Source organism: Leptolyngbya sp. CCNP1308 (assembly GCF_034932455.1).
In the GTDB taxonomy this organism is placed as follows: Bacteria; Cyanobacteriota; Cyanobacteriia; order Phormidesmidales; family Phormidesmidaceae; genus Nodosilinea.
Genome location: NZ_JAYGIH010000013.1, coordinates 14,527 through 38,388, shown reverse-complemented (window position 1 = coordinate 38,388; position 23,862 = coordinate 14,527). Strand labels below are relative to the sequence as shown.

Here is a 23,862-nt window from a genome sequence, read left to right as displayed (position 1 = left end):
TTAATGACCTTTTGTCGCAAATCGAGGCTGTAGGGTTTGGCCATGGCACGCAGGTGGAGATGTCTCTACCTCTAGATTATGTCCTAATCAGACTGGCTATAGCTATACTCGACCATAATCACCCTGGGTTTGACCACCTCGAGGCGATCGCGCAGCCAGTAGTCGATGCCGTCAATATCTAAAGAAAGCAGGTCAATTTCGCCTGTAAACCCGTGCTCGGCAATCAGCGAGTTGATGCTTTCAGCCGTCACCCAAGCGTTGACGACCTGGGGCGGAAAGATAAATGTATTGGGATTTTTGGCATAGAACTGCTGTGAGGACGCCACCAGATCGGGACTGCCCTCGATCAGCAGCCCGTGCCAACCCCAGTTGACGATTAGGTTAATGCTGTTGGCCCCTACCGGGTGTCCGGCGGCGATATCAATGCAGTGCTTGTTGGTGGTAGCAATCAGGGCAAAGATGTAGAACATCAGCCCGTCTTCGTCAGCCTGCAAATAGACTTTAAAGCCCACCTCGCTATCAACAGATAGCGCCCTTTGGTATAAATCAGTTCTGTGCGACGATCCATTGCGATTTAGAGTAGCTGGGCATATACGTCGTCGTCTTGGTTATCCCAAATTGAATCTAGAGATGTCTGGCTGGCCTGTTGCCAAAACTGAGCTTCAGAGGTGCAATATTTTTCGATAAGTTGGGTTTCGCGGTTGGGCATGGTAAGAGAAGGGGACTGGGTGGCTGAGCACTGTTGCATACAGATCTAGCGCAGGATATGAACACATGCAACCGCCCGTGCCGCTGCGGCTCGATCGCTGGGTTTAGCTTTTCCCGGTGTCTGAGCTAACCACTCATCATTATGAACGTACTCACAATCAGCACAGTTAGCTTCTGTGGCTACTTGCCAGCCATCAACGGAGTACTTGAAGTAATTTTTCTCAATTGACTGGGCAGGGCCAAAGGCGGCGATCGTATCAGTCAATAGAGCAGCATCAAACTGCTGAAACTCGCCAAAGTTTTGATACTTCCCAAAGGGTACGCTAATAAACAACTCTCCCCCTGGCTTTAGAATGCGGCGAAGTTCTTTGACGGCCAATAGGTAGTCGCTGGAGCGGTTTTCGCTGTAGTGATTATCTTGAGTATATTGAGCATTATCTAACCCCACATGCTCAAGCGTAGATAGGCAAACAATGCTGTCATAAAACTCATCTTTTATAGGCAAATCCCTGAGATCCTCAAAGAAATAAGAAATGCCTTTGTTCCAGAAGCAATTGTACTCGGGGGCTAGAGTAGCAATATGCAGACGCCTCTTGGCAAAGTAAGAATGGTCGAGCAAATATTCAAAATTGAGAACAGAGCCTGCATCTAGAATGTGGCAAGCTTTCTCTGGTAATCTCGAAAACAGCCAAGGATATTCTACGCAACGCTCATCGAGATACAGGCCGAAATTCTTAGGCAGGGGAGTGTTTAGCGTAAAAATATTGAGCAACCCCTGATCCTGCAAAGCCTCTTTAACGGTTTTTTGTTGATAGAACTTATAACCCGTTGACCAGGGAATTCGGCCATTACGCAAGTACTGATCAATTTTTTGCTTAGGCGTTTTGCCTACGGCAAATTTTCCAGCCGTAATTAAGCCCGGCGGCACCCAATGCTCTATGGAATCCTTTAAACTCATGGCTTCACTAACTGTGCTTAGTTGGCGTTTGGCGATTTGTCTGACCAATAGTGCTGTTTGTAAACCCACTTCCTCAGGTCAGAATCAAATAAAAGACGGGTTTTATATAGAGCCGAAACCAGGTGGTGAGTCCATTGAATATCGTACTGTAGCCAGTGCTCGACTCCTCTGAATGACATGGCGAGGCGTTGTAGTCCTGCCAACAGTGCTTTTACCGTGTGCTTTGCAACTTGAACCGGCAGCATTAGTTTGTTAGGTAGAAAATATCTAACCTCACTGTAGGCACTGCTAATCGCCCCTTTGATCGTTCGGCGGCGAACGAATTCTACAGTTTGTCGCTGAGCGGGAATGCGGTGATAAAGCCAGGCTTGAGGGCTATAGACAACCCGGTAGCCCTCATCGTAGACGCGCTTAGCAAAACCAGTTTCACCGTCACCCCTTTTCCATTCAATCCAACCGCCGCCTACGCCATCAGGTGGAAAGCCGCCCAGGGTAAGCACTAGATCTCGACGAAAGGCCATATTGCAACCGTAGGGGGTTTCTGGCCACTGCATGTCGCGGGGGGTATCGCCTAGATCGAGCAAACTAAAGTAATCGTCTGGAACTTGCTTCAACCAATCTGGGGGGGGATCATCCCATTTGGGCAAAGTTTTACCACCTACAGCGCCCACTTGAGGATCGCTGAACGGAGCACAGATAGCTTCTAGCCAACCCGACGGAACAATTACGTCATCATCAACGAAAACTACAATGTCTCCTTTGGCTGCGATCGCAGCTTGATTTCGCCCGTTGTGTAATCCTAAGTCCGGCACGGGAACATATCGAAGCCTGCTTCCCACTTCGGCGAAACGATCGGTCAAAGACTCTTTTACTTTGTCATCACAGTCGTTATCAAGCACTATTACTTCAAATTCATGCTGGCATTCTTGACGAACAATACTTTCGACAGCATTGAGCAGTAAATCTAACCGACGATATGTTGGAATTGCAACTGAAACGCGAGCAGTTAGCTTAGAATCTTGTTGTTTATGCTGAATTTGTGTCCAATACAAACCATCTAAGGTGCGACCAGCATCTATTTGAAGTGGTGCCAGCAATTCTCGAATGGCTCTTCTAACCCCTTCTGCCCAAGTATAGTCATGACAGACAACTATCCCGAAGTCTTTTACCTTCGGCAGCCAGTCTTTTAAGTCTGTATAGGCACCTTCGTAAGAGTGATCGCCATCGACAAACAGCAAATCTACTGGAAAACTAAAATCTTTTACAACCCCGTGGGATAATCCTCTCAGTGGATTGACAATATCTTTGTAAGGGTTGGTGTTGTCTAAGAATTGACTGTAGGTGTCTCGCTCTCCCTCACTCATTGTGAGATTAGTCCAAGTGTCAATCGCGTAGACCTTACCATCTTTAATACCTTCAGAAAGCGCGCAGGTACTTGCCCCAAGGTAACTACCAATTTCAACGATATTGGATTTTGGCCCAAGGCTCTTAGCCAAGTCTGAAAGAAGCAAGAGTTCCGCTTGCGTCATGTGAGTCTGAATTGGCATGCACTTTTTCTTCATGCGTCTTAGGAAAATGTTTCTAGATTTAGATAAAATTTGAGATTTTGCCTTAATTAAACTGAAAATCTAACAGTCAATTTGCTATATTTTCTCGCAGGTGAAAAAATCTATCATTGCCAAAGATGGTGACACTCTAGCAACAGGCTCGAACAAGTCATGAAGCCATCGAAATCGCTTTGCTCTTCTGCAAACTAGTTGGCGATAAAGTAAAGGAACTGTCAATGTAACGCCAACGCACTGAGTAATGTCAAAGCCTGATTCTTGGAGAAGAAATCTGTTCTCTTGATATGGTCTTTCTCCAGGATGATCGAGTTCGTGATCGGTACGATCTAACTTACCTTTTAACACGAGCGTAAAACGAGAGTTAAAATGAGCAAGATTAGGGATAGACGTGAAAAATAGACCGCCTTTTTTCAATACCCTATGAATTTCAGCCAACGCAGGCATCTGATCACTAAAGGCAAGATGCTCAAAAACATCTAGCAGCATTACCGCATCAAGAGTTGCGTCTTCAAATGGTAATTTGAGTACACTTCCACGACGGACATACTGGCTCTCATAGTTTAGGTCTAGCCCTTGAATATCCCAACCTTCTTTGGCAAAATCTTCTACAAAGACTCCTTCTCCACAGCCAATGTCGAGTATTTTTTTGTTTTGCCCTATAGCTTTTATAAAAGCTCTGACTAATTTATCCTTCTGCAAGTAAGTTGGCGCATATGACCAACTTAAATCGAGATTTCTATGATAATCTCCTGTTTTACTGTATTCCCAACCCCTAAAGTATGTGCTGTTATCTTTTGTGTTCATGCTTCTAAACTCTCATTATAAATGATTAATAGTTTATTGGAAACTGCAAGCCAGGGCAGTGAAGAAAATGAAATTCGGTTTTTCTTGAATCATTACTGGGCAAGACTTGCATTAAAAAACCAATGGACAAGACTCTAAACCAGGTGGCAAATATTGAGCTTTCGTTACGCCCGGTAGCCATTAAATCATGCCCATATCTAAAACACGAATGTCTTTGAAAACTAGCTCCACCGTCCTCATTAAAGTTGCTTACTATCCAAGGTAAGCTTTTAAGAAGAATTTCGGATCCAGATAACTGTAAATCCGGAAAATCAACGCACAGCTTAGCAATAGGATGAATGGCATCTATGTCTTGGCAAGCAGAAGCAAAATCGTTGTCAAGGTTAAAAGCACCATAGGAATTTTGCAATAGAGAGATAGATTTGAATGCCTGTCTTGCGTATGGAATTTTTTGCTTCTCATACCAAAACAATAGCCAGAAATGATAGCCTGCCTGGACACCCTCAGAAAGAGCAGCATTAGCACTGCTTAATCCGCTACCCCAAAGCCCCGTTTCTGGATCAACTTTTTCGGTGATTCCATCTAGCAATGCTGAAACAGCATCCTTTAGGTGTTCTTCTCCAAGAAAGTCTCTAGAGTATTGTAAGAAAACCCCATAATTCTGTAAGGTGTTGCTTGTGAAAGACGCTCTTTCTGCCCAATTAAGCTTCTCGATAAATGAGTAAATTTTATCAGCTGTATCTAATTTTTCCAGAAACTGGAGCTTGTATTTCGGCTTAGCGCCTAAAGCAGTTAACGCCATAAGTGCAAGCATGGTTAAGTGCCGCCAGCCCCACCAATCTTCAGTTTCAGCAATTTCATTTTGTACCAAAGGATCTCTAAATAGTCCGTCTGAAGACTGGTGATCCTGAATATACTTAATCCATTCTTGCTTGTCAGCTGAACTGATCTCGTATAAGGTGCCGGTTAAATGCCTAAATAAAACGGCAAATATAGAAGCGTAAAGAATCGGTTTTCTAGAGTTTCGCTTATAGAGGTACCTTCCATAAGAACCATCTTTGATTCTTAAGCTCTCTACATAAATGGAGGCGAGCTTTAATGTCTCATAAACTGAAAAACTATTCTCATTTTTTATTAGAAGCAAGTTCTTTTCAAGAGCTCTAACCCGCCTTTCTTTAACTATTCCAAGAACCTGGCTCTTTAATGGTCGAGCAATGGCTTTGATTATATTTTTAGCGCTCATTCTATATTTCCTCCACCATTGATTTTGCGGAAATTGATGCTACTCCATCTTCTTTTGAGAGTAGATATCCCGTTCCGTAGATATCAGAAGGATTAATGGTGATTTTGACGCAGTTTTCTACTTTATCTTCTAATACCCCTTGATGGGAGCCCAGTGAAATAGTTAACAAAAACGTTCCTGGATTGAATTGACGAGCTGGAAGTTGAAAAGAAAGCCTACCATGGCGAGGGATTCTGTAAGGTGGTTGAGAATCCATATAAGTATTAAAGCTTCCTACTCGGATGCCTTCAATAGTACTAAAAATAATCCCAGCCCCTGCTAAATTGATTTCTTCTGGTGCATGATATTCAATATCCAGAAAGATTTCTTCGGACTGATGAAACTCAAGTGTGCTTAGCCCATTTTCGGCTTTGCAAGAGACTTTTTTGAAGATCTTCTTCATCCCTAAAAGTCTATTTCTATGATTACTCAAGTCTAAATTACTGGAGCCTAAATCTAAGCCAGAGGATAAATAATTTGATATAGTTTCTTTAGTGCTTCCAGCGCATTTAAGTTCTCCTTCGTGCAGCCAAATAGCTGATTGAACAAGCCCTTGGAGAACTCCCATGTTATGACTTACAAACAAGACTGTTCTGCCTTCTTTGGAGACATTCTCCATCTTGCCTAAACATTTTTTTTGAAATGCAGCATCGCCTACAGCTAACACTTCATCAACCACCAAAATCTCTGGTTCCATATGGGCCGCTACAGCAAAAGCCAATCGCATATACATGCCACTGGAATATCGCTTAACTGGGGTATCTAAAAACCGTGCAACTTCTGCAAAGTCAACAATTTCATCAAACTTGCGGTTAATCTCGGCTCGGCTCATGCCCAAAATTGCGCCGTTGAGAAAGATATTCTCGCGCCCGGTTAGTTCGGGGTGAAAGCCCGTGCCCACCTCTAGCAAACTGGCCACCCGACCCCGCAGGCGCACCCGCCCCGTCGTAGGCTCAGTAATGCGGCTGAGAATTTTGAGCAGCGTCGATTTGCCCGCCCCATTGCGGCCAATGATGCCCACGACCTCGCCCTGTTTTACCTCAAACGAGACATCCTTGAGCGCCCAAAACTCTTCTTGCTGAGAGCTAGATTGAGACTTAAAAGGATGGCGCAGGCGACGGCCAACCGACTTAGCGCTATCGGCCATTACATCGCGCAGAGCTACGTAGCGAGAGTTGCCCTGCTGCTGCTGGCCAAGAACATACTTTTTGCCGAGATTTTCGACTTGAATAACTGAGTCTGACATTACGGGGCTGTGGAACGGGGGCAGTTCACCTAGCTGGCGCATCCGCCATTGTGCTCATTGTGCCCCCTAGCTTTATGAAAATTGCACGTCCACACACTTAGTTACCCGGTTAGGGCTCTAGGGCCAAAAGTCTGGGTCGATAACCTGGTCAAAGGTGTAGGGGCAGCAGTCAGAAAACTGGTCATCCGGTAATCCTGTTTCTGCGATCGCCAGCAACCGAGCCTCCTCCTAGCCCTCTGCCATCGCCTCTCCAATGCGAGATTTCAAGCCGGGGTTACGTCGCAGCAGTTTATCTAGCGACAGCCGCTGCACCCGAATGGTGGCCCGCCAACTGTTGGAGCGCTGCCAATGCTGCACCTGCCATTTCAACAGATAGGCCATTAGCAGCACCAACCGAGATTCCAATTGGTCGTAGTGGCGATTGCCCAAATCTTCAATTTCCTCCAGCAGGTGGGTGCGATCGAGCGCCTCGAAGTTTCCTTGGCGCAGCAGTTCAGCCTGTTGCTCAGTCCAGGTATAGAAATCCACCTCGTACAGGCTATCTGTCATTGTCTTTCCCCAAAATCTTCTGGGTTATGAAAGATGCGCTCCATGCGGCGAAAGTAGAGAGTACCCGTCATCATTAGCCTTCAGCTACCCCGCCACCACAAAGTTCACCAGCTTGCCCGGCACCACAATCACCTTCTTGATCTCCTTGCCTTCCAGATAGCGCTGGGCCGCTTCCGACTCGCGGGCGTAGCGCTCCAGGGCGGCTTTGTCGGAGTCGGCGGGCACCTCTAGGGTGCCGCGCGTTTTGCCCATAATTTGGATGACCAGCGTGATCTCATCCACCACCAGGGCACCGGGGTCAAACACCGGCCAAGGGGCGCGGTGTACCGAGTCTGCGTTGCCCAACTGGTGCCACAGCTCGTCGGCCATATGGGGTGCAAAGGGGGCCAGCAGCAGCACCAGGGCGCGCACGCCCTCGGTATAAACGGGGGAATCTTTAGCGGCAGAATCTGTGAGGGCGTTGCTGAGCTTCATTAGCTCCGAGACGGCGGTGTTGAACTGGTAGTCGCCGTCAATGTCTTCGGTGACTGCCTGAATGGCGGTGTGGATGGCGCGGCGCAGGGCTTTCTCATCCTTGGAGAGCTCGGCAGCGCCCCCGGCAGGCGAACCACCGTTCGCCCCTACGGTGGCGATGTATTCAGTGACTAGACGCCAGACGCGGTTGAGAAAGCGAAACTGTCCCTCTACGTCAGCGTCGTCCCACTCCAGATCCTTCTCGGGGGGTGCCTTGAAGAGAATGAACATGCGGGCGGTGTCGGCCCCGTATTTGGCCAGCACCGATTTCGGGTCAACGCCGTTGTACTTCGACTTCGACATCTTTTCGTAGAACACCTCCAGGGCATCGCCAGTGGCAGGGTCTACCGGGTTCGTAGGATCAGCGACATTCTCAGAGGCGACGTACTTGCCGGTCTTAGGGTTTTTGTAGGTGGTGTTTTGCACCATGCCCTGGGTCAGCAGCCGCTCAAAGGGTTCATCGCAGGAGAGCAGGCCGCGATCGCGCAGCACCTTGGTAATAAACCGCGAGTACAACAGGTGCAAAATCGCGTGCTCAATGCCGCCCACGTACTGATCCACTGGCATCCAGCCGTTGGCCTGGGCCTGGGCAAAGGCCGACTCGGGGTTTTTGGCATCCGTATAGCGCAAAAAGTACCAGGACGAGTCAATAAAAGTGTCCATGGTGTCGGTTTCGCGCCGGGCGGGGCGGTTGCAGGTGGGGCAGGGCACGTTTACCCAGTGCTCTAGCTGGGCCAGGGGCGAAGCGCCGCGACCCGAAAACTCCACATCTTCGGGCAGCGTCACCGGCAGCTGCTCGTCGGGCACCGGCACAATGCCGCACTCGGGGCAGTGCACCACGGGGATGGGTACGCCCCAGTAGCGCTGGCGGGAAATCAGCCAGTCGCGCAGGCGATAGTTGGCTTCGCCCTGGCCTTTGCCGTTGGATTCAAGCCAGGCAATCGCTGCCGCCACGCTCTGCCCCTCGCCCTTGCCAGCCAAAATGCCATCCAGCGGCCCCGAGTTCACCATCACCCCTTCTCCCGCCCAGGCGGTGGTCATGGTGTCACCATCGAAGGATTCTCCCTCGGGCTGCACCACCACTTTGATGGGCAGATCAAACTTGCGGGCAAACTCAAAGTCGCGCTGGTCGTGGGCGGGCACCGCCATAATCGCCCCGGTGCCGTAGCCCATCAGCACATAGTCAGCGATCCAGATGGGAATCTTGGTATTGTTCACCGGGTTCACGGCGTAGCTGCCCGTCCACACGCCGGTTTTTTCGCGGTCTTCGGCGGTGCGATCGATCTCGCTCTTGGCGGCGGCGGCCTTGCGGTAGTCGTCTACGGCCGCGACGCGATCGGGCGCGGTCAGCTTTTCGACTAGCGGATGCTCGGGCGACAGCACCATAAAAGTGGCCCCCCACAGGGTATCGGGCCGAGTAGTGAACACGGGTAGGGCATCCCCCGCTTCGGTCTTAAATACGACTTGAGCCCCAGTCGATTTGCCAATCCAGTTGGCCTGCATGGTGCGCACCCGCTCGGGCCAGCCGGGCAGCTTATCCAGGTCTTGCAGCAGCTCCTCGGCGTAGTCGGTGATCTTGAGGAACCACTGGCGCAGCAGCTTTTTCTCGACGATCGCCCCCGATCGCCAGGATTTCCCCTCGCTATCCACCTGCTCGTTGGCCAGCACCGTCTGGTCAATGGGGTCCCAATTCACCGCCGCCTCTTTCTGGTAAGCCAGCCCCATCTTCAGCATCTGAATAAAAATCCACTGGGTCCAGCGGTAGTAGTCGGGGGCACAGGTCGCCACCTCCCGCTCCCAGTCGTAGGAGAGGCCGAGTTCCTGGAGCTGCGCCCTCATCTGATCAATATTTTGGTACGTCCACTGGGCGGGGTGAATACCGCGATCGATCGCCGCATTTTCCGCCGGCAAACCAAAGGCATCCCAGCCCATCGGGTGCAGCACCCGGTAGCCCTGCATGCGCCGCACCCGCGCCACCACATCGGTAATGGTGTAGTTGCGCACGTGGCCCATGTGCAGGTTCCCCGACGGGTACGGAAACATCGACAGCGCGTAGAACTTAGGCTGATCGGGATTCTCGATCGCCCGATCTAGCCCTTGCTCGGCCCAAGCCTGCTGCCACTTTGTCTCGATGTCTGCGGGGTTATATTTGGACTCCACGTCCTTGACTCCTAATGCTGCACTGGTGCGATGTTCCCCATGATAGACGGGAGTGGCGGCAGGGAGGCAACTTGAGAGGTACGGGAGTGAGAAGTACAAGGACAGAGACCATCGCAGCCCAGGCCGTAGCTGTATCACTGATTCACAAAGACCCCTGTGATCGGCCCATTCTCGCTACTGCCTTAGTCTATGGAGCACAACTTGCCAGTGTGGATACCGTGTTTCCGAGGTATCCAGAGCTTCAGGACTGCTTGATGGAGTGACCCTTCAGGATGCACATATTTGCAGGTTGTTCGGTGGATCTGCGGTGAGTAGATCCGTGATTTCACCGTAGTATTGGTGAAATTCATGACTGCACGGACGATGACTGAGCGTAGGGGCGGACGACGCGACAGGCTGAAGGCATCCCTGGAGGGGCTACAGGTTGTAGACCAAGCGATGAGGCAGCGGGGGTGGGGGCATCAGTCGGCGGTTTGGTACGATCGCGCCCATGTCTCTCTCGGTACGCTGCGGCGGTTTTGGCAGCGCATTCCCATTCGGGCTGAGTCTTTTGTGGCCATTTGCGAGGCGGCGGGGGTCGATTGGCAGCAGGTGATTGCCTCTGATGCGGCCCTGGCAGAACCATCGTCGGAGGATGCCTACGGCGTCACCGGCTGGGTAGGCCGGGTGGCGCTGCTCGACGAGGTGGTACAGCGTTGTCAGCAGGGGTGCCGTCTATTATTTGTAACGGGTATGACCGGGGTAGGCAAAACGGCCCTGGTTGACCAGGTTTGCCAGCGCTTGGAGGCTGAGTTTGCCGATCAGCAGTGGGTGAAATTTGATGGGCGCGATCGCACCGAGTTTGCCCAGGTAGCCCCCTGTCTGGCAGAGGGCACCTCAGACCTGGCGGCGGTGTCGGCTGAAGAGGGCGTGGCGGCGGTGGTGCAAGCCCTCACCAGCCAGCCCAAACTGGTGGTGCTAGATGGCCTAGAGGCCACCCTTCAGGGCAATGAAGAGATCGGCTGGAGTGAGTTTAAAGACATCCATTGGGGGCACTTTTTTAAGCGGTTGCTGGCGGCGCAGGCGTGCCAGAGCGTGGTGCTGGTGACCAGTCAAGAGTTTCCGGCGGTGCTGCGAGCCGTGGTCAGCCGCGACGAGGCCGCCTGGCACGGCGTTAACCTCAAGGGGCTAGAGCCCGCCGAGCGGGAGCAGCTCTTTGCAGCGTTGGGGCTGGACGGGGAAAGGGCTGCCAATAGCCAAGCCTGGCTGCGCCGCATTGGGGCCGCCTATGAGGGGCACCCCTTGGCCCTCAAGGTAATTGCCGGAGAGATTTTGGCCCCGCCCTTTGACGGCAACCTGGCCGCCTACTGGAACACCTATGGCGACGAAATTGAGCAGCTAGAGCAGTCGATGCAGGCGGTAGATCTAGAAAGCGAGGACGATCCGCTGCGGCTAGATTGCTACACCCGGCAGCTGCGCCAGATTGTGCGCCAGCGCATTGAAACCAGCTTCCAACGGTTGCAGCAGGAGGTGCCCTTGGCGTACCAACTACTGTGTTTGGGGTCGGTGTATCGCCGTCCGGTGGTCGAGGCGTTTTGGTTAAATTTGCTAGCGCCCTTTCAGGCCCAGGGGGAGCTGTCGCAGCTCATGTTGGAGGCTCTGCTCGATCGCTACCTGGTGGAAGAGACGGTGGAGCACCACCAGCTTCACCTGCGCCAGCACAACGTCATCCGCAGCATTGCCCTGAGCCACCTGCGCCAGATCCGTCCCCGCCATGACCCTCCCGCCGCCAGTGCTTGAGTCCGACGATTTTTTTGCCAGTGCCCCCTGGGCTGCGCTAGAGAACAGAGCAGCGGGGGAATGGTTGCCGCCACCCTTTGCCGAAGTCCTAGCCGATGGTGTGCTGGTGGCTCCGGCCTTAGAAACCGCGCTGGCGGCGGTGGAGGTATCGTCGCCCTGGCACTATGCCCACGCGATGGCCCTGGTGCAGTGGTTGCAGGGCTATACCCCGCCCAGCAGTGCCTCCCTCGACCAGGTGCGGGGCTGGCTAGAGGCGTTTTACCACGCCAGCGAGGCGGAGCTGTGGGGGGTGGCTGGGGCGATCGCCGCCGCTTATACCGAGACAGGCACCCCTCTCTATCGCCAACTGGGCCGGTGGGGACATCGCCGCGAACAGGTAGACCTGTGTGAGGCGATGTTGCCCCACGTAGCAGAACCCTTGCAGAGAGAACTGCGGCAGCTGGCGGGGGATGGGCGGCGACAGCTGGGGGCCTACGACACTGCCCGCCGCCATTATGAAGCGCTGGTACAGGAATGCCAATCCCTCCAGGCTCGCCTTGGCCTAGCCCAGATTGCCATGGCTCAACTCAGCCATCGCACCGCTATTCCCCCGCTGGTAGCTCTGCTGCCGGAGGCGGAAGCGCTGGGGGATGCTGCTCTTACCATTGAGGTGCAGCAGCAGCTCGCCCTAGCCTATGGCTATACCGGACGATCGGGCCACAGTTTGGCGCTGTTGCAGCGGGCCTTGGCTCTGGCTAACACCCACGGGCTGAGCGACCTGGAAGTGACCACGCTGCAAACGCTGGCCAAGATCTACGAGTGGCGGGGGCAGTCCCAGCGATCGCTGCCCTACTTCAACCGCATCCTGGCGGTGGCCCAGGCCCAGCAAAACTTGGCCCTAGAGGCAGATGCTCTCTCGGGGCTGGCGCGGGCAAGCTTTTGCAGTCGGCAGTTTGCGGCGGCGATCGCCCACGGGGAGCGCAGTCTAGCCCTCTATCGCCAAATTTACCATGCCGATCGAGAGCTGTTGACTCTCAACGACCTTGGGGCGATCTACGCCTATGGTCTGGGCCAAATGCCTGCCGCCCTGGCCTACTTTCAGCAGGCAGAACGGCTAGCCCGCCAAGTTGGCTCCCTCGGCAGTGTTGCCATTGTCACGGCTAACCAAGCCTATTGCCACGTCACTTTGGGCCAGCGAGACCTGGCCCAGCGGGCTAGCCAGACTGCCTTTGCGATCGCCCGCCAGGATGAAGTGGTAGCAGAACATCGAATGGTCGCTTACGCCTGTCTGGCTCGGGTGCATTGGGCCGATCATCACTATGGCAAAGCCCTGGCCCTGGTCTGGCAGGCCCTCTGTATGGAACCGCCCTGGCGGAGTATCAATGGCCAACTGCTGCTGACTAAAACCTGGGAAACCCTGCGGCAACTACCACAGCAATGGTGGCAGGCCCACTTTGAGAGACCTCAGCGGTAATGTCGCTTCAACCAAAGACCCACCAGTAGGGTATAGCCAGTGCCGACGAGCGCGACCCCCTTAAAGGGCAAACCCAGGTCGTAGAGAGTGCCCCCTGCCACCGCCCCCAAACTGACTGCTAGGTTAGAGGCGAGATCACCAGAGCATAGGCCGAGCCTGCAACCTGGGGCGGGCAGACCGCCACAACCTGCCCAAATAGGCCCAAAAAGCTGACAATGGCGAACATGCCCCGCAGCAGATACACCCCGTAGGCCGAAGCCGCACCGGATAGACCCACCAGGCTCAGCATTGCACCCGCCTGACCGATAACCGCCAGACTGAGCCAGGGCAACCGAGCAGACCGCCAGGCCCACAGCCCAAACCCCAGCGCTCCCAGGGCCGTCCCCACGCTTTCCATCGCCTTGAGCTGTCCTACCAGGCTATTCTCAAACCCCAGCTCTTGCACCTGATAGAGATAGTCGATCGGCAGCGGGCTGAGGTGTAGCAGCACCACCAACCCCAACACCCGGCGCAGGTCAGCCCGTCTCAGGGCCTTGACACAATCAGCCCAGATCCTAGGGTTCTTTGCCCCACGATTTACAAATTGTAGAGAATCTACGCTAGAACCCTGGGATTTCGGTTGAGGGCGATTTTCCTTCACCTCTGGCAGTTTCCACGCTACCAGCAGCAGGGCCAAGGCGGGCACCACTGCGCTGAGGCCAAACACCTGGTGGAGAGGGATGCGATCGGCCAGCCAGCCACCCACTAAGAACATAGTCATGGCTGTGCTGCCCCACCCTACCCACTGGGCCGCCTGGTACACATTCCCTCGCTGGTGCCGCAGCCCTTCGATCACCATCCAGCGATCGGCCACCACATCAGCGATCGCCACCGCCACCGAGAGCAGGCCCAGGGCCACTAGCAACCTGCCAGCCGTGGGCTGCTGCACCTGGCTAAGCAGGCCAAACCCCAGCACCATGCCCCCAAAACAGAGCACCAGGTACGTTTTGGTGGTGTACCCCAGTCGGGCTAAGCCGTCGATCAACAATGCCCAGAGGGGCTTGGTGACCCAGGGCAACAGCACCATGGCTTGAAAGCCCGCCAGCTGCGCGGCAGAAAAGTTCATCTGCTGGGTCAAGTAGGCTGCCACCGGCAGGTAGGCTAATCCTGGGTTACCCGTGGCCGCCTGCACGGCATAGAGCAGGGCCATAAACCCTACCCAAACACCACCCCTAGGCCGAGAAGTAGACAACAAATCTACTGGGGTCAAAATCGGCCCTTACCCCTTCACCTCATCGGCAAAGCTTGCCCGGCGCTTAAACTCAAACGGCCCCGCCAGCGCCCCCCACAGGTGCTCATTAGTTTCTGGATCGCGGCCTCGATCCCAGCTGATGAATCGGTCGGCGTCGATTTCAAACTCGCTATCGAGGTAGGTGGTTTTGCCATTGCGCTCGACCATGCAGGCTTTGCCAGGTTCTACCGATCCTTTAAAGCTGTGGCCTGTCCAGTGGACGATCATGTCGCAGCCGGGGGTTTTTTCAAAGTGGTCGGCGGTGAGCTTGGCGAGCTGATCCAGATTGCGAGAGGCCCCGTGGAAGGCTTCTCCGTCCTTGAGGGTGTAGTTCTCAATCAGAATGTGGTCGCCCTGGGCGCTGAGCTTCATGCCTCGGGCGCGATAGGGCTGCTGAATCATGAAATCGTAGGCCTGCTCAATGTAAAAGCCCAGACCCCCCAGGGTCTCGGTGGGCAGGGGGCGCATGCAGACGCGAATGTGGGCAAACAGCGGCGGGTTGTCGAAGGCCTGCTGCTGATTGCTAAAGTCTGCCGCCATCCAGCGGGCCAGGGTGTGAATATCGGTAGCGTGGGTCATGGATGGGTGTAGAAATCATCGTGGTAAGGTTGACCCTAGTTTACAGGGTTGACGAGGGTCGTCAGAGAAGACCGCAATGAAAAAGCTCCACCTAGCGATCTCATCCAGTGATATTGCGGCCTCCGTGACCGATTATTCGGCCCGTTTGGGATGCGACCCAACGCTGGTGATTGCCGGTGCCTATGCTCTGTGGCGCACAGAGACGCTAAACCTTTCCATTCGCCATGCCCCTGGGGTGCCGCCAGGGCAGCTGCGCCACCTGGGCTGGGAAGACGACGAGGCCCAGACATTCACCGCCGAAGTAGATGTCAACGGCATTACTTGGGAGCGCTTTGCCGCCCGCCACCAGGCCGAGGAAATTCAGGCCATTTGGCCGGCAGCAGATTATCGAGTCGAGGGCGGCAAAGAAACCAATGGACACCATGAAACCTGATCTAGCTGTTGAAACCTGCCACCTGCATGTCGAGCTGCTCGACAGCGACCCCTACATCTGGCGGCAAGTTTGTGTGCAGGGCGATGTTTCCCTTGCAGAACTCCACCAGATACTCGCAGCGGTAATGGGGTGGTCGGGGGATGCTGACTACGTGTTTAAAGGCCAGGGTAAAGTTTTGCAGGCTGGAGAAAAGCGGTGGTCAGAGACCGGCTCCCAAGGGCCATCGCTCTCTACCCTTGTCACCCAGCCCGGCGAGGCGCTGATCTACAACTATGCCCCCGCCCAGGGCTGGCTGCACAAAGTCACGCTGGAGGCGATCGCCCCGGTCGACCATCCTCTGCCCCACTGCACCGCCGGGGAGCGCCAGTGCCCGCCGGAGTTTTGCCGTGGCGTATGGGACTACGTTGACTTGCTCGATCGCCTGGGCGATGGCGACGATCCTGAGGAAGTCGATGCTCTCTGGCAAAAAGTCGGCTACGATTTCGACCCGGAGCATTTTGATCTGGCGGCGGCAAACCAGCGATTGCAGAGGCTGTCCCCCTGAGTTCAGGCTAGAGCAAGCTGTCAGGAGAGCGTTGAAAATGAATTCTGGTATTTGGAATTCTCATATCTGGAAAAGTCTGTTGTCGCCACACCGAATCTAGAGCGGGTTCGTCCCGCGATCGCCGCCATAGTCAACACCCGTCTGGCCCAAGACGGCTTAATTACACCACTCGATTGATGGGTTAGATCTAGCCGTTATGCGCATTTATCGAACGCTGGCGCGATCGCCGCTTGAGCTACAGGCTTACGGCACCGATGCTGTAGCAACAGCCGTCTCAGACCCCACCGGACAGATCACCAGCGTATTGAACAGGCTGATGTCAGTACCCTCAGGCACCGACAGATCGAACGCCCCGCTGCTCTCGGGCAGCGGCCCCAGGGCAATGGGGCGCTTGGCCATATTGCCATTGATGGTCAGAAATGCCTCCAGCGCTTCACCCTCGGCAGCGGTGGTGAAATCTTTTAGCGATAGGGTAATGCTGCTGCCCACGATGGCGGCTCCCACGTAGCCACTGGCGGTATAGCCGTCCGTACCAACAACGCTGCCCATGATCCAGTTCTCCACTTTATCTAAACCGACACGGCCATCATTGTAGAAAAAATTAGCCCAATCCCTACTGCAAATCAGGGACTTGAGGACTCCGCTAGGGAGACCCCTAAAAGCCTGAGTTTTGGAGCGCAGCAAAGTGGCAGCAACCTGGGGGAAGGGCTGCTTTTGTAGAGGTACGATTCCCTCCGGGATCGCTCCGCGAATCGCTGTCGGCAAATGATGGGTTTTCCCCACTCATTCAAGCCCCAATGGCGGCTATCCTGAGTATGAGAACCTAGTAATCGATCTCCCCCCTTTCACGGATGTGTCAGGGGGTTTTACAATAGTTCATATTAGGTGTTGTTGCCTCGGCCCCAGCTCAAACTCCCCGTCATGGTCTCGTGATAGAGTTTTCTGTTGTCAAGGCTACCAAATCGACAACCCAGACCCCGTCTGAGTAACCCATGAAGATGGTCACCAGCGGCTCATCGCCCAGAACCCGGAGAAGCAGTTATGGCTAAAGACATCACCCGTTATCGCAATATTGGCATCTTCGCCCACGTAGACGCGGGCAAGACCACCACCACCGAGCGCATCCTCGCCCTCACCGGTCGCATCCACAAAATCGGTGAGGTACACGACGGTGCTGCCACCACCGACTTTATGGCGCAAGAGCAAGAACGGGGGATCACAATTCAGTCGGCGGCCACCACCTGCTTCTGGAAAGAGCACCAGCTCAACATCATCGACACCCCCGGCCACGTTGACTTCACCATTGAGGTCTACCGCTCCCTCAAGGTGCTCGACGGCGGCATTGGTGTATTTTGCGGCTCGGGCGGGGTAGAGCCCCAATCTGAAACCAACTGGCGCTACGCCAACGACTCCAAGGTGGCGCGGATCATCTACGTCAACAAGCTCGATCGCACCGGCGCTGACTACTACCGAGTCATTAAGCAAGTTGACACTATTCTGGCGGCCAAGCCCCTGGTTATGGTGCTGCCCATCGGCACCGAAACCGAGTTTGTCGGTGTGGTTGACCTGCTCACCCGTAAAGCCTGGGTGTGGGATGACTCGGGCAAGCCCGAGAACTACGAGATCCAAGAGCCGCCCACAGCCATGAAGGATCAGATCGAAGAGTACCGCGAGGCGCTGATCGAACTGGCCGTCGAGCAGGACGACGACATTCTCAATAAGTACCTCGAAGGTGAAGACATCACCATCGACGAGATCAAGTCCTGCATTCGCAAGGGCACCCGCGATCTGGCCTTCTTTCCCACCTACTGCGGCTCTTCCTTCAAAAACAAAGGGGTGCAGCTGGTACTTGACGCAGTGGTTGACTACCTACCCAACCCCCTCGAAGTGCCTGCCCAGCCCGAAATCGACCTAGAGGGCAACCCTACCGGCAAATTGGCCTACGCCGATGCCGACAAGCCCCTGCGGGCGCTGGCGTTCAAAATCATGGACGATCGCTTTGGTGCCCTCACCTTTACCCGTATCTACTCGGGGCAGCTCAAAAAAGGCGACACCATTCTCGATACCTTTACCGGCAAGACCGAGCGCATCAGCCGCTTAGTCGAAATGCACGCCAACGATCGCGAAGAGGTCGAGTCGGCCCAGGCGGGCGACATCGTCGCACTGATCGGCATGAAGAACGTGCAGACCGGCCACACCCTCTGCGACCCCAAAGACCCCGCCACCCTAGAGCCCATGGTCTTCCCCGATCCGGTGATCTCGATTGCGGTCTACCCCAAGAAAAAGGGCGACAACGAGAAAATGGGCATGGCGATCAGCAAGATGGTGTCTGAAGACCCTTCCTTCCAGGTGGAAACCGACGAAGAGAGCGGCGAAGTCATCCTCAAGGGCATGGGCGAACTGCACCTTGACATCAAGGTTGACATTCTCAAGCGCACCCACGGCGTCGAAGTCGAAGTGGGCAAGCCCCAGGTGGCCTACCGCGAGGCAATCACCAAGCGCCTGGTCGACAGCTATACCCACAAGAAGCAGTCCGGTGGTTCGGGTCAGTACGCCAAGATTGACTACGTGATTGAGCCGGGCGAAGTCGGCACCAGCTTCCAGTTTGAGTCGGCGGTGACCGGCGGTAACGTGCCCCGCGAATTTTGGCCCGCGGTGCAAAAGGGCTTTGCTACCAGCATTGACCGCGGCCCTCTGGCGGGCTACCCCGTGGTTGACCTCAAGGTCACTCTCACCGATGGTGGCTTCCACGCGGTTGACTCGTCGGCGATCGCCTTCGAAATCGCCGCCAAAGCCGCCTACCGTCAGTCGCTACCCAAGGCTGGCCCCCAGCTGCTGGAGCCGATCATGAAGGTGGACGTGTTCACCCCCGACGACTACATGGGCGATGTGATTGGCGACCTCAACCGTCGCCGCGGCATGATCAAGTCCCAAGATCCCGGTGCTACCGGCGTTCGAGTAAAGGCCGATGTGCCCCTAAGCGAAATGTTTGGCTACATTGGCGACCTGCGCACCATGACTTCCGGGCGGGGCCAGTTCTCCATGGAGTTCTCCCACTACGCCCCCTGCCCCAGCAATGTGGCCGAGGAAGTGATCAAGGAAGCCAAGGAGCGCCAGGCGGCTGCCGCTAAGTAGGCAATGGGCTAGGTGCTAGCCAAACTCATAGAACGCCCTGGTCAGAGTCTGGCCAGGGCGTTTTGTATAGGCAACTGACAATCGCCAACTGCCGTTCGATGAAGGATTTGCGAGGAGATGCGTTCCCAGCTGTTCCAGCGGCGGGAATCAACTCGCAATGGTGGGTTAAGCTAGCTGTTTAGCAGAGGCAGAGCAGGCTGCGATCGCCCTTTCATCCAGAGTGTAAATTCCTACCTGAAATTCTTAGCCAATCACTTTACCTCACTTAAAGTTCGCTGACGGATGACTTTAGCTGGAGCACCAACAGCGATTGAATAGGGCGGAATATCTTTAGTGACAACGGATCCAGCACCGATAACGCTGCCTCTGCCAATGGTCACTCCATCGACAACCTTGGCTCCCGAACCAAGCCAGCAATCTTCTTCAATTTCTATGCCCTTGGCCGTTAGGCCCTGCTGATTGATAGGTATATCTACTCCAGAGAAAATATGGTTATTTGCGTAAAGACCAGTGTTTGATGCGATTAAACAGTTTTTTCCAATAGTGATGTCGCCTGGGCCTGCCATACAGACGTATGGCCCTAGGTAAGTATTTTGCCCGATTCTGACTTTGCCCCCCAAGGCTTGGAGGTGAAAACCTTGGTCTAGCCGTACAGAATCTTCTAAGACAAGCTCGCCACCATCTTCCCAACAATTTAGGAATGAATAGTTGCAAATCGAGCAAGAGTTACCAATAACCATCGATTTTGGGCGAATAAATCGCACGCTAAATTCTATCGTAACGTTTTTACCGAACCTTTCGAAAACAAGTGGATAGGCAAGCTGGCGTAACTTGTTACCAACACCCGTTGGAACCGAACTCAGCAGAGCAAGCAGATATTCGTCTCTTCGATATTTCCAACCCATAGAACAATTAGCCTTAGAATTATCTGTTACTGACTGCTGCTGGCTAAAGTCTTCGCGACGATTCATGTTGCTAATTCCTCTCTTTAGAACTAATAAGTTGCGTTTGACTTTAAGAATGAATATCACTATTTTTTAGTGACATAGATGCTTGCTAAAACCCTTATTTGCGAAGGGTCAGCTACCTTTGGCTGTTTTATTGGAATGCTTATTCACTGTTGAAATGCGCAGTTCTATCAATTAAAGAACAGCACGTTTCAATCGAAAATTGACCTACATTTCATTGCAGAATATAAGCTTTATTCGGAAACTTATGCGTTAGGTTGGCAACAAAATTCTTCTATGCCTGTGCTGCTGCGATTCTTTTGAAAACGCATGTTGCTGTCGCAGGCAATAAAGATATGCAAACGATAGTGTAGCCCTTGCGGCTAGAGCACCAATAAATTTAATCTTCAGTATTTCTAATTACAGAAAATATCGAGGTCAATATTAGGCGACCTAGTCATTTTCGCTAAAGGATGAAATCTGGTGCAGAACACTTTCTGAGGTTCTAGCTTGAGAGAACCTCTGCCAACGCTTACCTTGGGCAAACAATAACTAATTTATGGGGGAGTCAAGCCGCCTGGAATTCTTACGGCCATGACGGGCATACATACTCGGCTTAAACGCGCTAGCCGTAGCCCTTTCAACATGGGCTGATAGATGTTAGCGTAGACGCGTGATTTGTTGAAAATTGAGATAAACATACAACAACTTCATCTACGTTTACACTACTGCCAAGACCTGCGTTGTAGATAAAGGGCTTAGCTCTAGTTGACCTTAGTTTACTGCCAAAGACTTTCAAGAACAACAAGATATTGTCTTTAAACTGTAGTCGAAAGTAAAGTTGGCCTTAGCAATCGCTTTGCGTGCTCCCCTTATACCAAATCCGAATCACATAGCCCCGATTCCTAAAAGGCCGAACCGTAGGGAGCGAATGGCATTCGCCCTGCTAAATCGGGGGTAACCAAGAAGGATTTAGTATTAGAGGGCATTGATAAACTCTATCAATCTCGCATACTTTATCACAATTGAAATTTTTCACTAAAAAGCCCCTGGAAAATCCATTTCCAGAAGCGTTATAGCTGTCTTCTATCATTTGAAGAGAAATTTAAGCTCAAAGTCCCCTTGCTATACCTGCTATAGATGCTGCGGCTTCTAGCAAGAGCTAGGAAGCTATCTCAAAGCTCCCTAGCTCTTGCTGTGTAGGACAAGGTATTTAAAGCACTTCTGAGATTAGTCGCCTACACCGAACCAGCAGCGGCGGGCACATTCCGTGCCGTTTCGTCATCCAGCCCCACCAGACGAGCGCTGAGATCCCACAGTTTGCGGGCCTTGGCGTCGTCTAAGGCTTCGTTCGACACCTCCTGGGCAAAGGAGCGACGACCGGGCTTTTGGCGGTTGCCCCAGCTCCAGTACATGCCCGATTCCTTCAGTTCCGGATCGGTGACGGTGTCGGCCACCCGCTCACCCGCCAGTTTTTGGGTGACGTAGCCGCCCGTGATGTTTTTCTGGAACCAGGGGAAGATGGTCTGGAACGCCTTAAAGTGGTTGCGGAACAGGGGCGTATCGGCCACGCAGCCTGGGTACAGCGAGCTAAAGGTAATGCCGGTGGCGTCGTGGTAGCGGCGGTGCAGCTCGCGCATGGTGAGCACGTTGCACAGCTTGCTGTCTTTGTAGGCCTTGCCCGACTTGAACTTTTTGTTGTTGATCATCGAGATCGGAGCTTTGAACCCGGCCTCGAAACCTTCTAGATTGCCGAGGTCAGGCGGCGCGGGGATGGGAATCTTGCCGCCCAGCTCTTTGGGGTTGGCGGTGACGGTGCCGAGGATGATTAGGCGCTTGTCGGCGGCGGGGGAGGCCTTGATGTCATCCAGCAGCAGATTGCACAGCAGGAAGTGGCCCAGGTGGTTGGTGGCTACGCTGATTTCGTAGCCGTCTGCGCTGTACATCGGCTCTTTGAGCAACGGGTAGTAGACGGCGGCGTTGCAGACTAGGGATTCTAAATTGCGCCCCGTAGCCCGAAAGTCGCTGACAAACTGGCGCACGCTGGCCAAAGAGCCCAGATCGAGGTGAATGATGCTGTAGCGATCGCTCGGTATGCCAAGCTCTTGCGCCACCTGCTTGGTTTTCTCAATATTGCGGCAGGCCATCACCACATGCCAGCCGCGATCGGCCAGGGCCTTGGCGGCGTTGAGCCCCACCCCAGAGGAAGCCCCGGTCACAATGACTGTTTTCTGCTGTTCCATAGCTATCTCTAAGACTGAAAAATCGCTTCTAGCTTTCCAGTGTTAAGGATTACGTGGACAACAATGCAGTGTCTTAATGTTTTTTGAGGTGTTGTTACAGGGAGTGATGGATTTCAAGCGGAGATCTCCGCTTGAAATCCATTCTCTCAATTAAACGAACTCGCCCAATCCTTCGCCCAGTGCAGGTGCTTGTGCACCTCCTCCAGGGTCTTGGCTTCGCTATAGAGGCGCAGCACGGGCTCGGTGCCGCTAAAGCGGATCAGCAGCCAGCTGTCGTCGTCGAGGGTGAGTTTGTAGCCGTCGATGTCGAGGATGTGGGTGACGGCTTTGCCCGCGACTTCGGCGGGGGGGGCGGTGGCGAGGGCGTCGAGCAGCTTGGCCTGCACGTCCATGCTGGCCAGGGGCAGGTCGATGCGATCGTACTCAGAGAAGTAGCCGGTTTTCTCTTGCAGGCTGCGGTAGTAGTCGCTGAGGTCGAGGCCAGAGGCGACTACCGCTTCTAATACATAGAGGGCCGACATCAGGGCGTCGCGTTCGGGGATGTGGTGGCCGTAGCCGATGCCGCCAGATTCTTCGCCGCCCAGCAGCACCTTGGCATCCTGCATGCGATCGGCGATGTATTTGTAGCCAACGGGGGTTTGGTACAGCTCCAGCCCGTTGAGCTTGGCCACAGCTGGAATCAGGTTGGAGCCGCTGATGGTTTTGACGATTTCGCCGCTGTAGCCCCGCCGCGATTTAAGGTGGTCGATCAGAATGGGGATGAGAATCTGGGAGCTGAGGAAGTTGCCCTGGCCATCGACGGCGGCGATGCGATCGCTGTCGCCATCAAACACCAGGCCCACTTTGACGCTTTCTTTGGCGGGGTACTCTTTGACGGTCTCCAGCATTTCGCCCAGGTACTTGGGCAGGGGCTCGGGCGGGTTGCCGCCAAACAGCGGGTCGGCCTCGCTGTGCAGCTCGTGAATGCTGCCTTCGCCTAGCAGCCGGGGCAGTCCACCGCTGGCAGAGCCGTACATGACATCGGCAAACACCGTCAGCTTGCCGCTGGAGATGGCGCTTTGAATGGCGGCGACATCGACCTCGGCCTGGAGCGCGGTGCAGTAGGCGGGCCAGGGATCGAAGGTTTCGATTTGGCCGGGCTTGCCGAGGGAGGCGGGGGGAGTGGGCAGCAGCGCTTCCACTTGCTTAGTCACGTCGGGGGAAACTGAGCCGCCGAAGGCTCCTTTAATTTTGAGCCCGGAGTAGGTAGGGGGGTTGTGGCTGGCGGTAATGACGATCGCCCCGAGCAAAGTCTGATGCTTGGCGGCGTAGCTAAAGGCGGGGGTGGGGGCGTAGTCTTGGGAGAGCAGCACGTCAAAGCCCTGGGCGGCGATCGCTTCAGCGGCGGTGCGGGCAAATTCGGCGGCGAGAAAGCGGCGATCGTAGCCGACGGCAATGGTGCGGCTGCCGGTTTCGACCCCAAAGCACTGGTGCAGCACGTGGGCAGACACCGCCGCTACCTGAGCCACGCGCTCAAAGGTGAAGTCGGCGGCAATAATGCCGCGCCAGCCATCGGTGCCAAATTTGATGGGCTTTGGGGTAGCGGGGATGGGGCCTGAGGGTGCTGCCATAGCAGAGTCCAAATGTCGGGGGATAAAGAGCAGATTTTCTCTGAGTTTACCCGCTTACTTCGGCGGTGACACAGCCACGGCAGC

Annotated in this window: 19 protein-coding genes and 1 pseudogene; 5 read left to right on the top strand and 15 right to left on the bottom strand. The window is 54.2% G+C overall.

The window, feature by feature from the left end:
- Nucleotides 1-83 precede the first annotated feature (83 nt).
- The 9 genes and pseudogenes from VB780_RS07415 to leuS all read right to left on the bottom strand — a co-directional run bounded on the left by VB780_RS07415 (nt 84) and on the right by leuS (nt 9,785).
- Entirely contained in the window at nt 84-512 is a 429-nt protein-coding gene (locus VB780_RS07415; protein ID WP_323350497.1) for a hypothetical protein, read from the bottom strand.
- A 62-nt stretch (nt 513-574) separates the two neighbouring features.
- Nucleotides 575-709: a hypothetical protein gene (locus tag VB780_RS07410; RefSeq protein WP_323350496.1), complete on the bottom strand. Its 135-nt coding sequence runs from the start codon at nt 707-709 to the stop codon at nt 575-577.
- Nucleotides 710-754: 45 nt separating this feature from the next.
- Nucleotides 755-1,666 carry a class I SAM-dependent methyltransferase gene (locus VB780_RS07405; RefSeq protein WP_323350495.1) on the bottom strand — a complete coding sequence of 304 codons (912 nt, stop codon included), beginning with the start codon at nt 1,664-1,666 and terminating at the stop codon, nt 755-757.
- A 17-nt stretch (nt 1,667-1,683) separates the two neighbouring features.
- Nucleotides 1,684-3,213, bottom strand: a complete 1,530-nt coding sequence (locus tag VB780_RS07400) for a class I SAM-dependent methyltransferase (protein ID WP_323350494.1) — start codon at nt 3,211-3,213, stop codon at nt 1,684-1,686.
- A gap of 96 nt (nt 3,214-3,309) precedes the next feature.
- On the bottom strand, nt 3,310-4,035 hold the full coding sequence (locus VB780_RS07395) for a class I SAM-dependent methyltransferase (protein WP_323350493.1): 726 nt from the start codon (nt 4,033-4,035) through the stop codon (nt 3,310-3,312).
- A 25-nt stretch (nt 4,036-4,060) separates the two neighbouring features.
- Complete coding sequence (locus tag VB780_RS07390) at nt 4,061-5,278, bottom strand: hypothetical protein (protein ID WP_323350492.1); 1,218 nt, start codon at nt 5,276-5,278, stop codon at nt 4,061-4,063.
- Nucleotide 5,279: 1 nt separating this feature from the next.
- Entirely contained in the window at nt 5,280-6,563 is a 1,284-nt protein-coding gene (locus VB780_RS07385; RefSeq protein ID WP_323350491.1) for an ABC transporter ATP-binding protein, read from the bottom strand.
- A gap of 117 nt (nt 6,564-6,680) precedes the next feature.
- Nucleotides 6,681-7,112: pseudogene (locus tag VB780_RS07380) on the bottom strand (DUF29 domain-containing protein).
- Nucleotides 7,113-7,196: 84 nt separating this feature from the next.
- Nucleotides 7,197-9,785: a leucine--tRNA ligase gene (leuS, locus tag VB780_RS07375; RefSeq protein WP_323350490.1), complete on the bottom strand. Its 2,589-nt coding sequence runs from the start codon at nt 9,783-9,785 to the stop codon at nt 7,197-7,199.
- Between the two features lie 348 nt (nt 9,786-10,133).
- Between leuS and VB780_RS07370 the strand changes: the two genes are divergently transcribed.
- Both VB780_RS07370 and VB780_RS07365 read left to right on the top strand, forming a co-directional pair.
- Entirely contained in the window at nt 10,134-11,564 is a 1,431-nt protein-coding gene (locus VB780_RS07370) for an NB-ARC domain-containing protein (RefSeq protein WP_323350489.1), read from the top strand.
- Nucleotides 11,539-13,017 (top strand): tetratricopeptide repeat protein, encoded by a 1,479-nt coding sequence (locus VB780_RS07365; protein WP_323350488.1) that lies wholly within the window; start codon nt 11,539-11,541, stop codon nt 13,015-13,017. The genes VB780_RS07370 and VB780_RS07365 overlap by 26 nt, the downstream gene beginning before the upstream one ends.
- Before the next feature lie 118 nt (nt 13,018-13,135).
- Here VB780_RS07365 and VB780_RS07360 read toward each other — a convergent pair whose 3' ends face one another.
- Nucleotides 13,136-14,206: an MFS transporter gene (locus tag VB780_RS07360; RefSeq protein ID WP_323350487.1), complete on the bottom strand. Its 1,071-nt coding sequence runs from the start codon at nt 14,204-14,206 to the stop codon at nt 13,136-13,138.
- Nucleotides 14,207-14,275: 69 nt separating this feature from the next.
- On the bottom strand, nt 14,276-14,866 hold the full coding sequence (locus VB780_RS07355) for a chromophore lyase CpcT/CpeT (protein ID WP_323350486.1): 591 nt from the start codon (nt 14,864-14,866) through the stop codon (nt 14,276-14,278).
- A 76-nt stretch (nt 14,867-14,942) separates the two neighbouring features.
- On the opposite strand from VB780_RS07355, the gene VB780_RS07350 reads away from it, so the two are divergent.
- Together VB780_RS07350 and VB780_RS07345 are read left to right on the top strand one after the other, a co-directional pair.
- Nucleotides 14,943-15,299, top strand: a complete 357-nt coding sequence (locus VB780_RS07350; RefSeq protein WP_323350485.1) for a hypothetical protein — start codon at nt 14,943-14,945, stop codon at nt 15,297-15,299.
- Nucleotides 15,289-15,843: a plasmid pRiA4b ORF-3 family protein gene (locus tag VB780_RS07345; RefSeq protein ID WP_323350484.1), complete on the top strand. Its 555-nt coding sequence runs from the start codon at nt 15,289-15,291 to the stop codon at nt 15,841-15,843. The genes VB780_RS07350 and VB780_RS07345 overlap by 11 nt, the downstream gene beginning before the upstream one ends.
- A gap of 243 nt (nt 15,844-16,086) precedes the next feature.
- Here VB780_RS07345 and VB780_RS07340 read toward each other — a convergent pair whose 3' ends face one another.
- Entirely contained in the window at nt 16,087-16,392 is a 306-nt protein-coding gene (locus VB780_RS07340) for a hypothetical protein (protein WP_323350483.1), read from the bottom strand.
- A gap of 492 nt (nt 16,393-16,884) precedes the next feature.
- Here VB780_RS07340 and fusA point away from each other — a divergent pair, with 492 nt between their 5' ends.
- Nucleotides 16,885-18,978: an elongation factor G gene (gene fusA / locus VB780_RS07335; RefSeq protein WP_323350482.1), complete on the top strand. Its 2,094-nt coding sequence runs from the start codon at nt 16,885-16,887 to the stop codon at nt 18,976-18,978.
- Nucleotides 18,979-19,229: 251 nt separating this feature from the next.
- On the opposite strand, the gene VB780_RS07330 is transcribed toward fusA, so the two are convergent.
- The 3 genes from VB780_RS07330 to VB780_RS07320 all read right to left on the bottom strand — a co-directional run bounded on the left by VB780_RS07330 (nt 19,230) and on the right by VB780_RS07320 (nt 23,778).
- Nucleotides 19,230-19,949, bottom strand: a complete 720-nt coding sequence (locus tag VB780_RS07330) for an acyltransferase (protein ID WP_323350481.1) — start codon at nt 19,947-19,949, stop codon at nt 19,230-19,232.
- 1,214 nt (nt 19,950-21,163) lie between these two features.
- Nucleotides 21,164-22,168 carry a protochlorophyllide reductase gene (locus tag VB780_RS07325; protein WP_323350480.1) on the bottom strand — a complete coding sequence of 335 codons (1,005 nt, stop codon included), beginning with the start codon at nt 22,166-22,168 and terminating at the stop codon, nt 21,164-21,166.
- Nucleotides 22,169-22,314: 146 nt separating this feature from the next.
- The gene (locus tag VB780_RS07320; protein ID WP_323350479.1) at nt 22,315-23,778 is read right to left on the bottom strand and encodes a phosphoglucomutase/phosphomannomutase family protein; all 1,464 of its coding nucleotides are present in this window, start codon (nt 23,776-23,778) and stop codon (nt 22,315-22,317) included.
- Nucleotides 23,779-23,862: the final 84 nt, after the last annotated feature.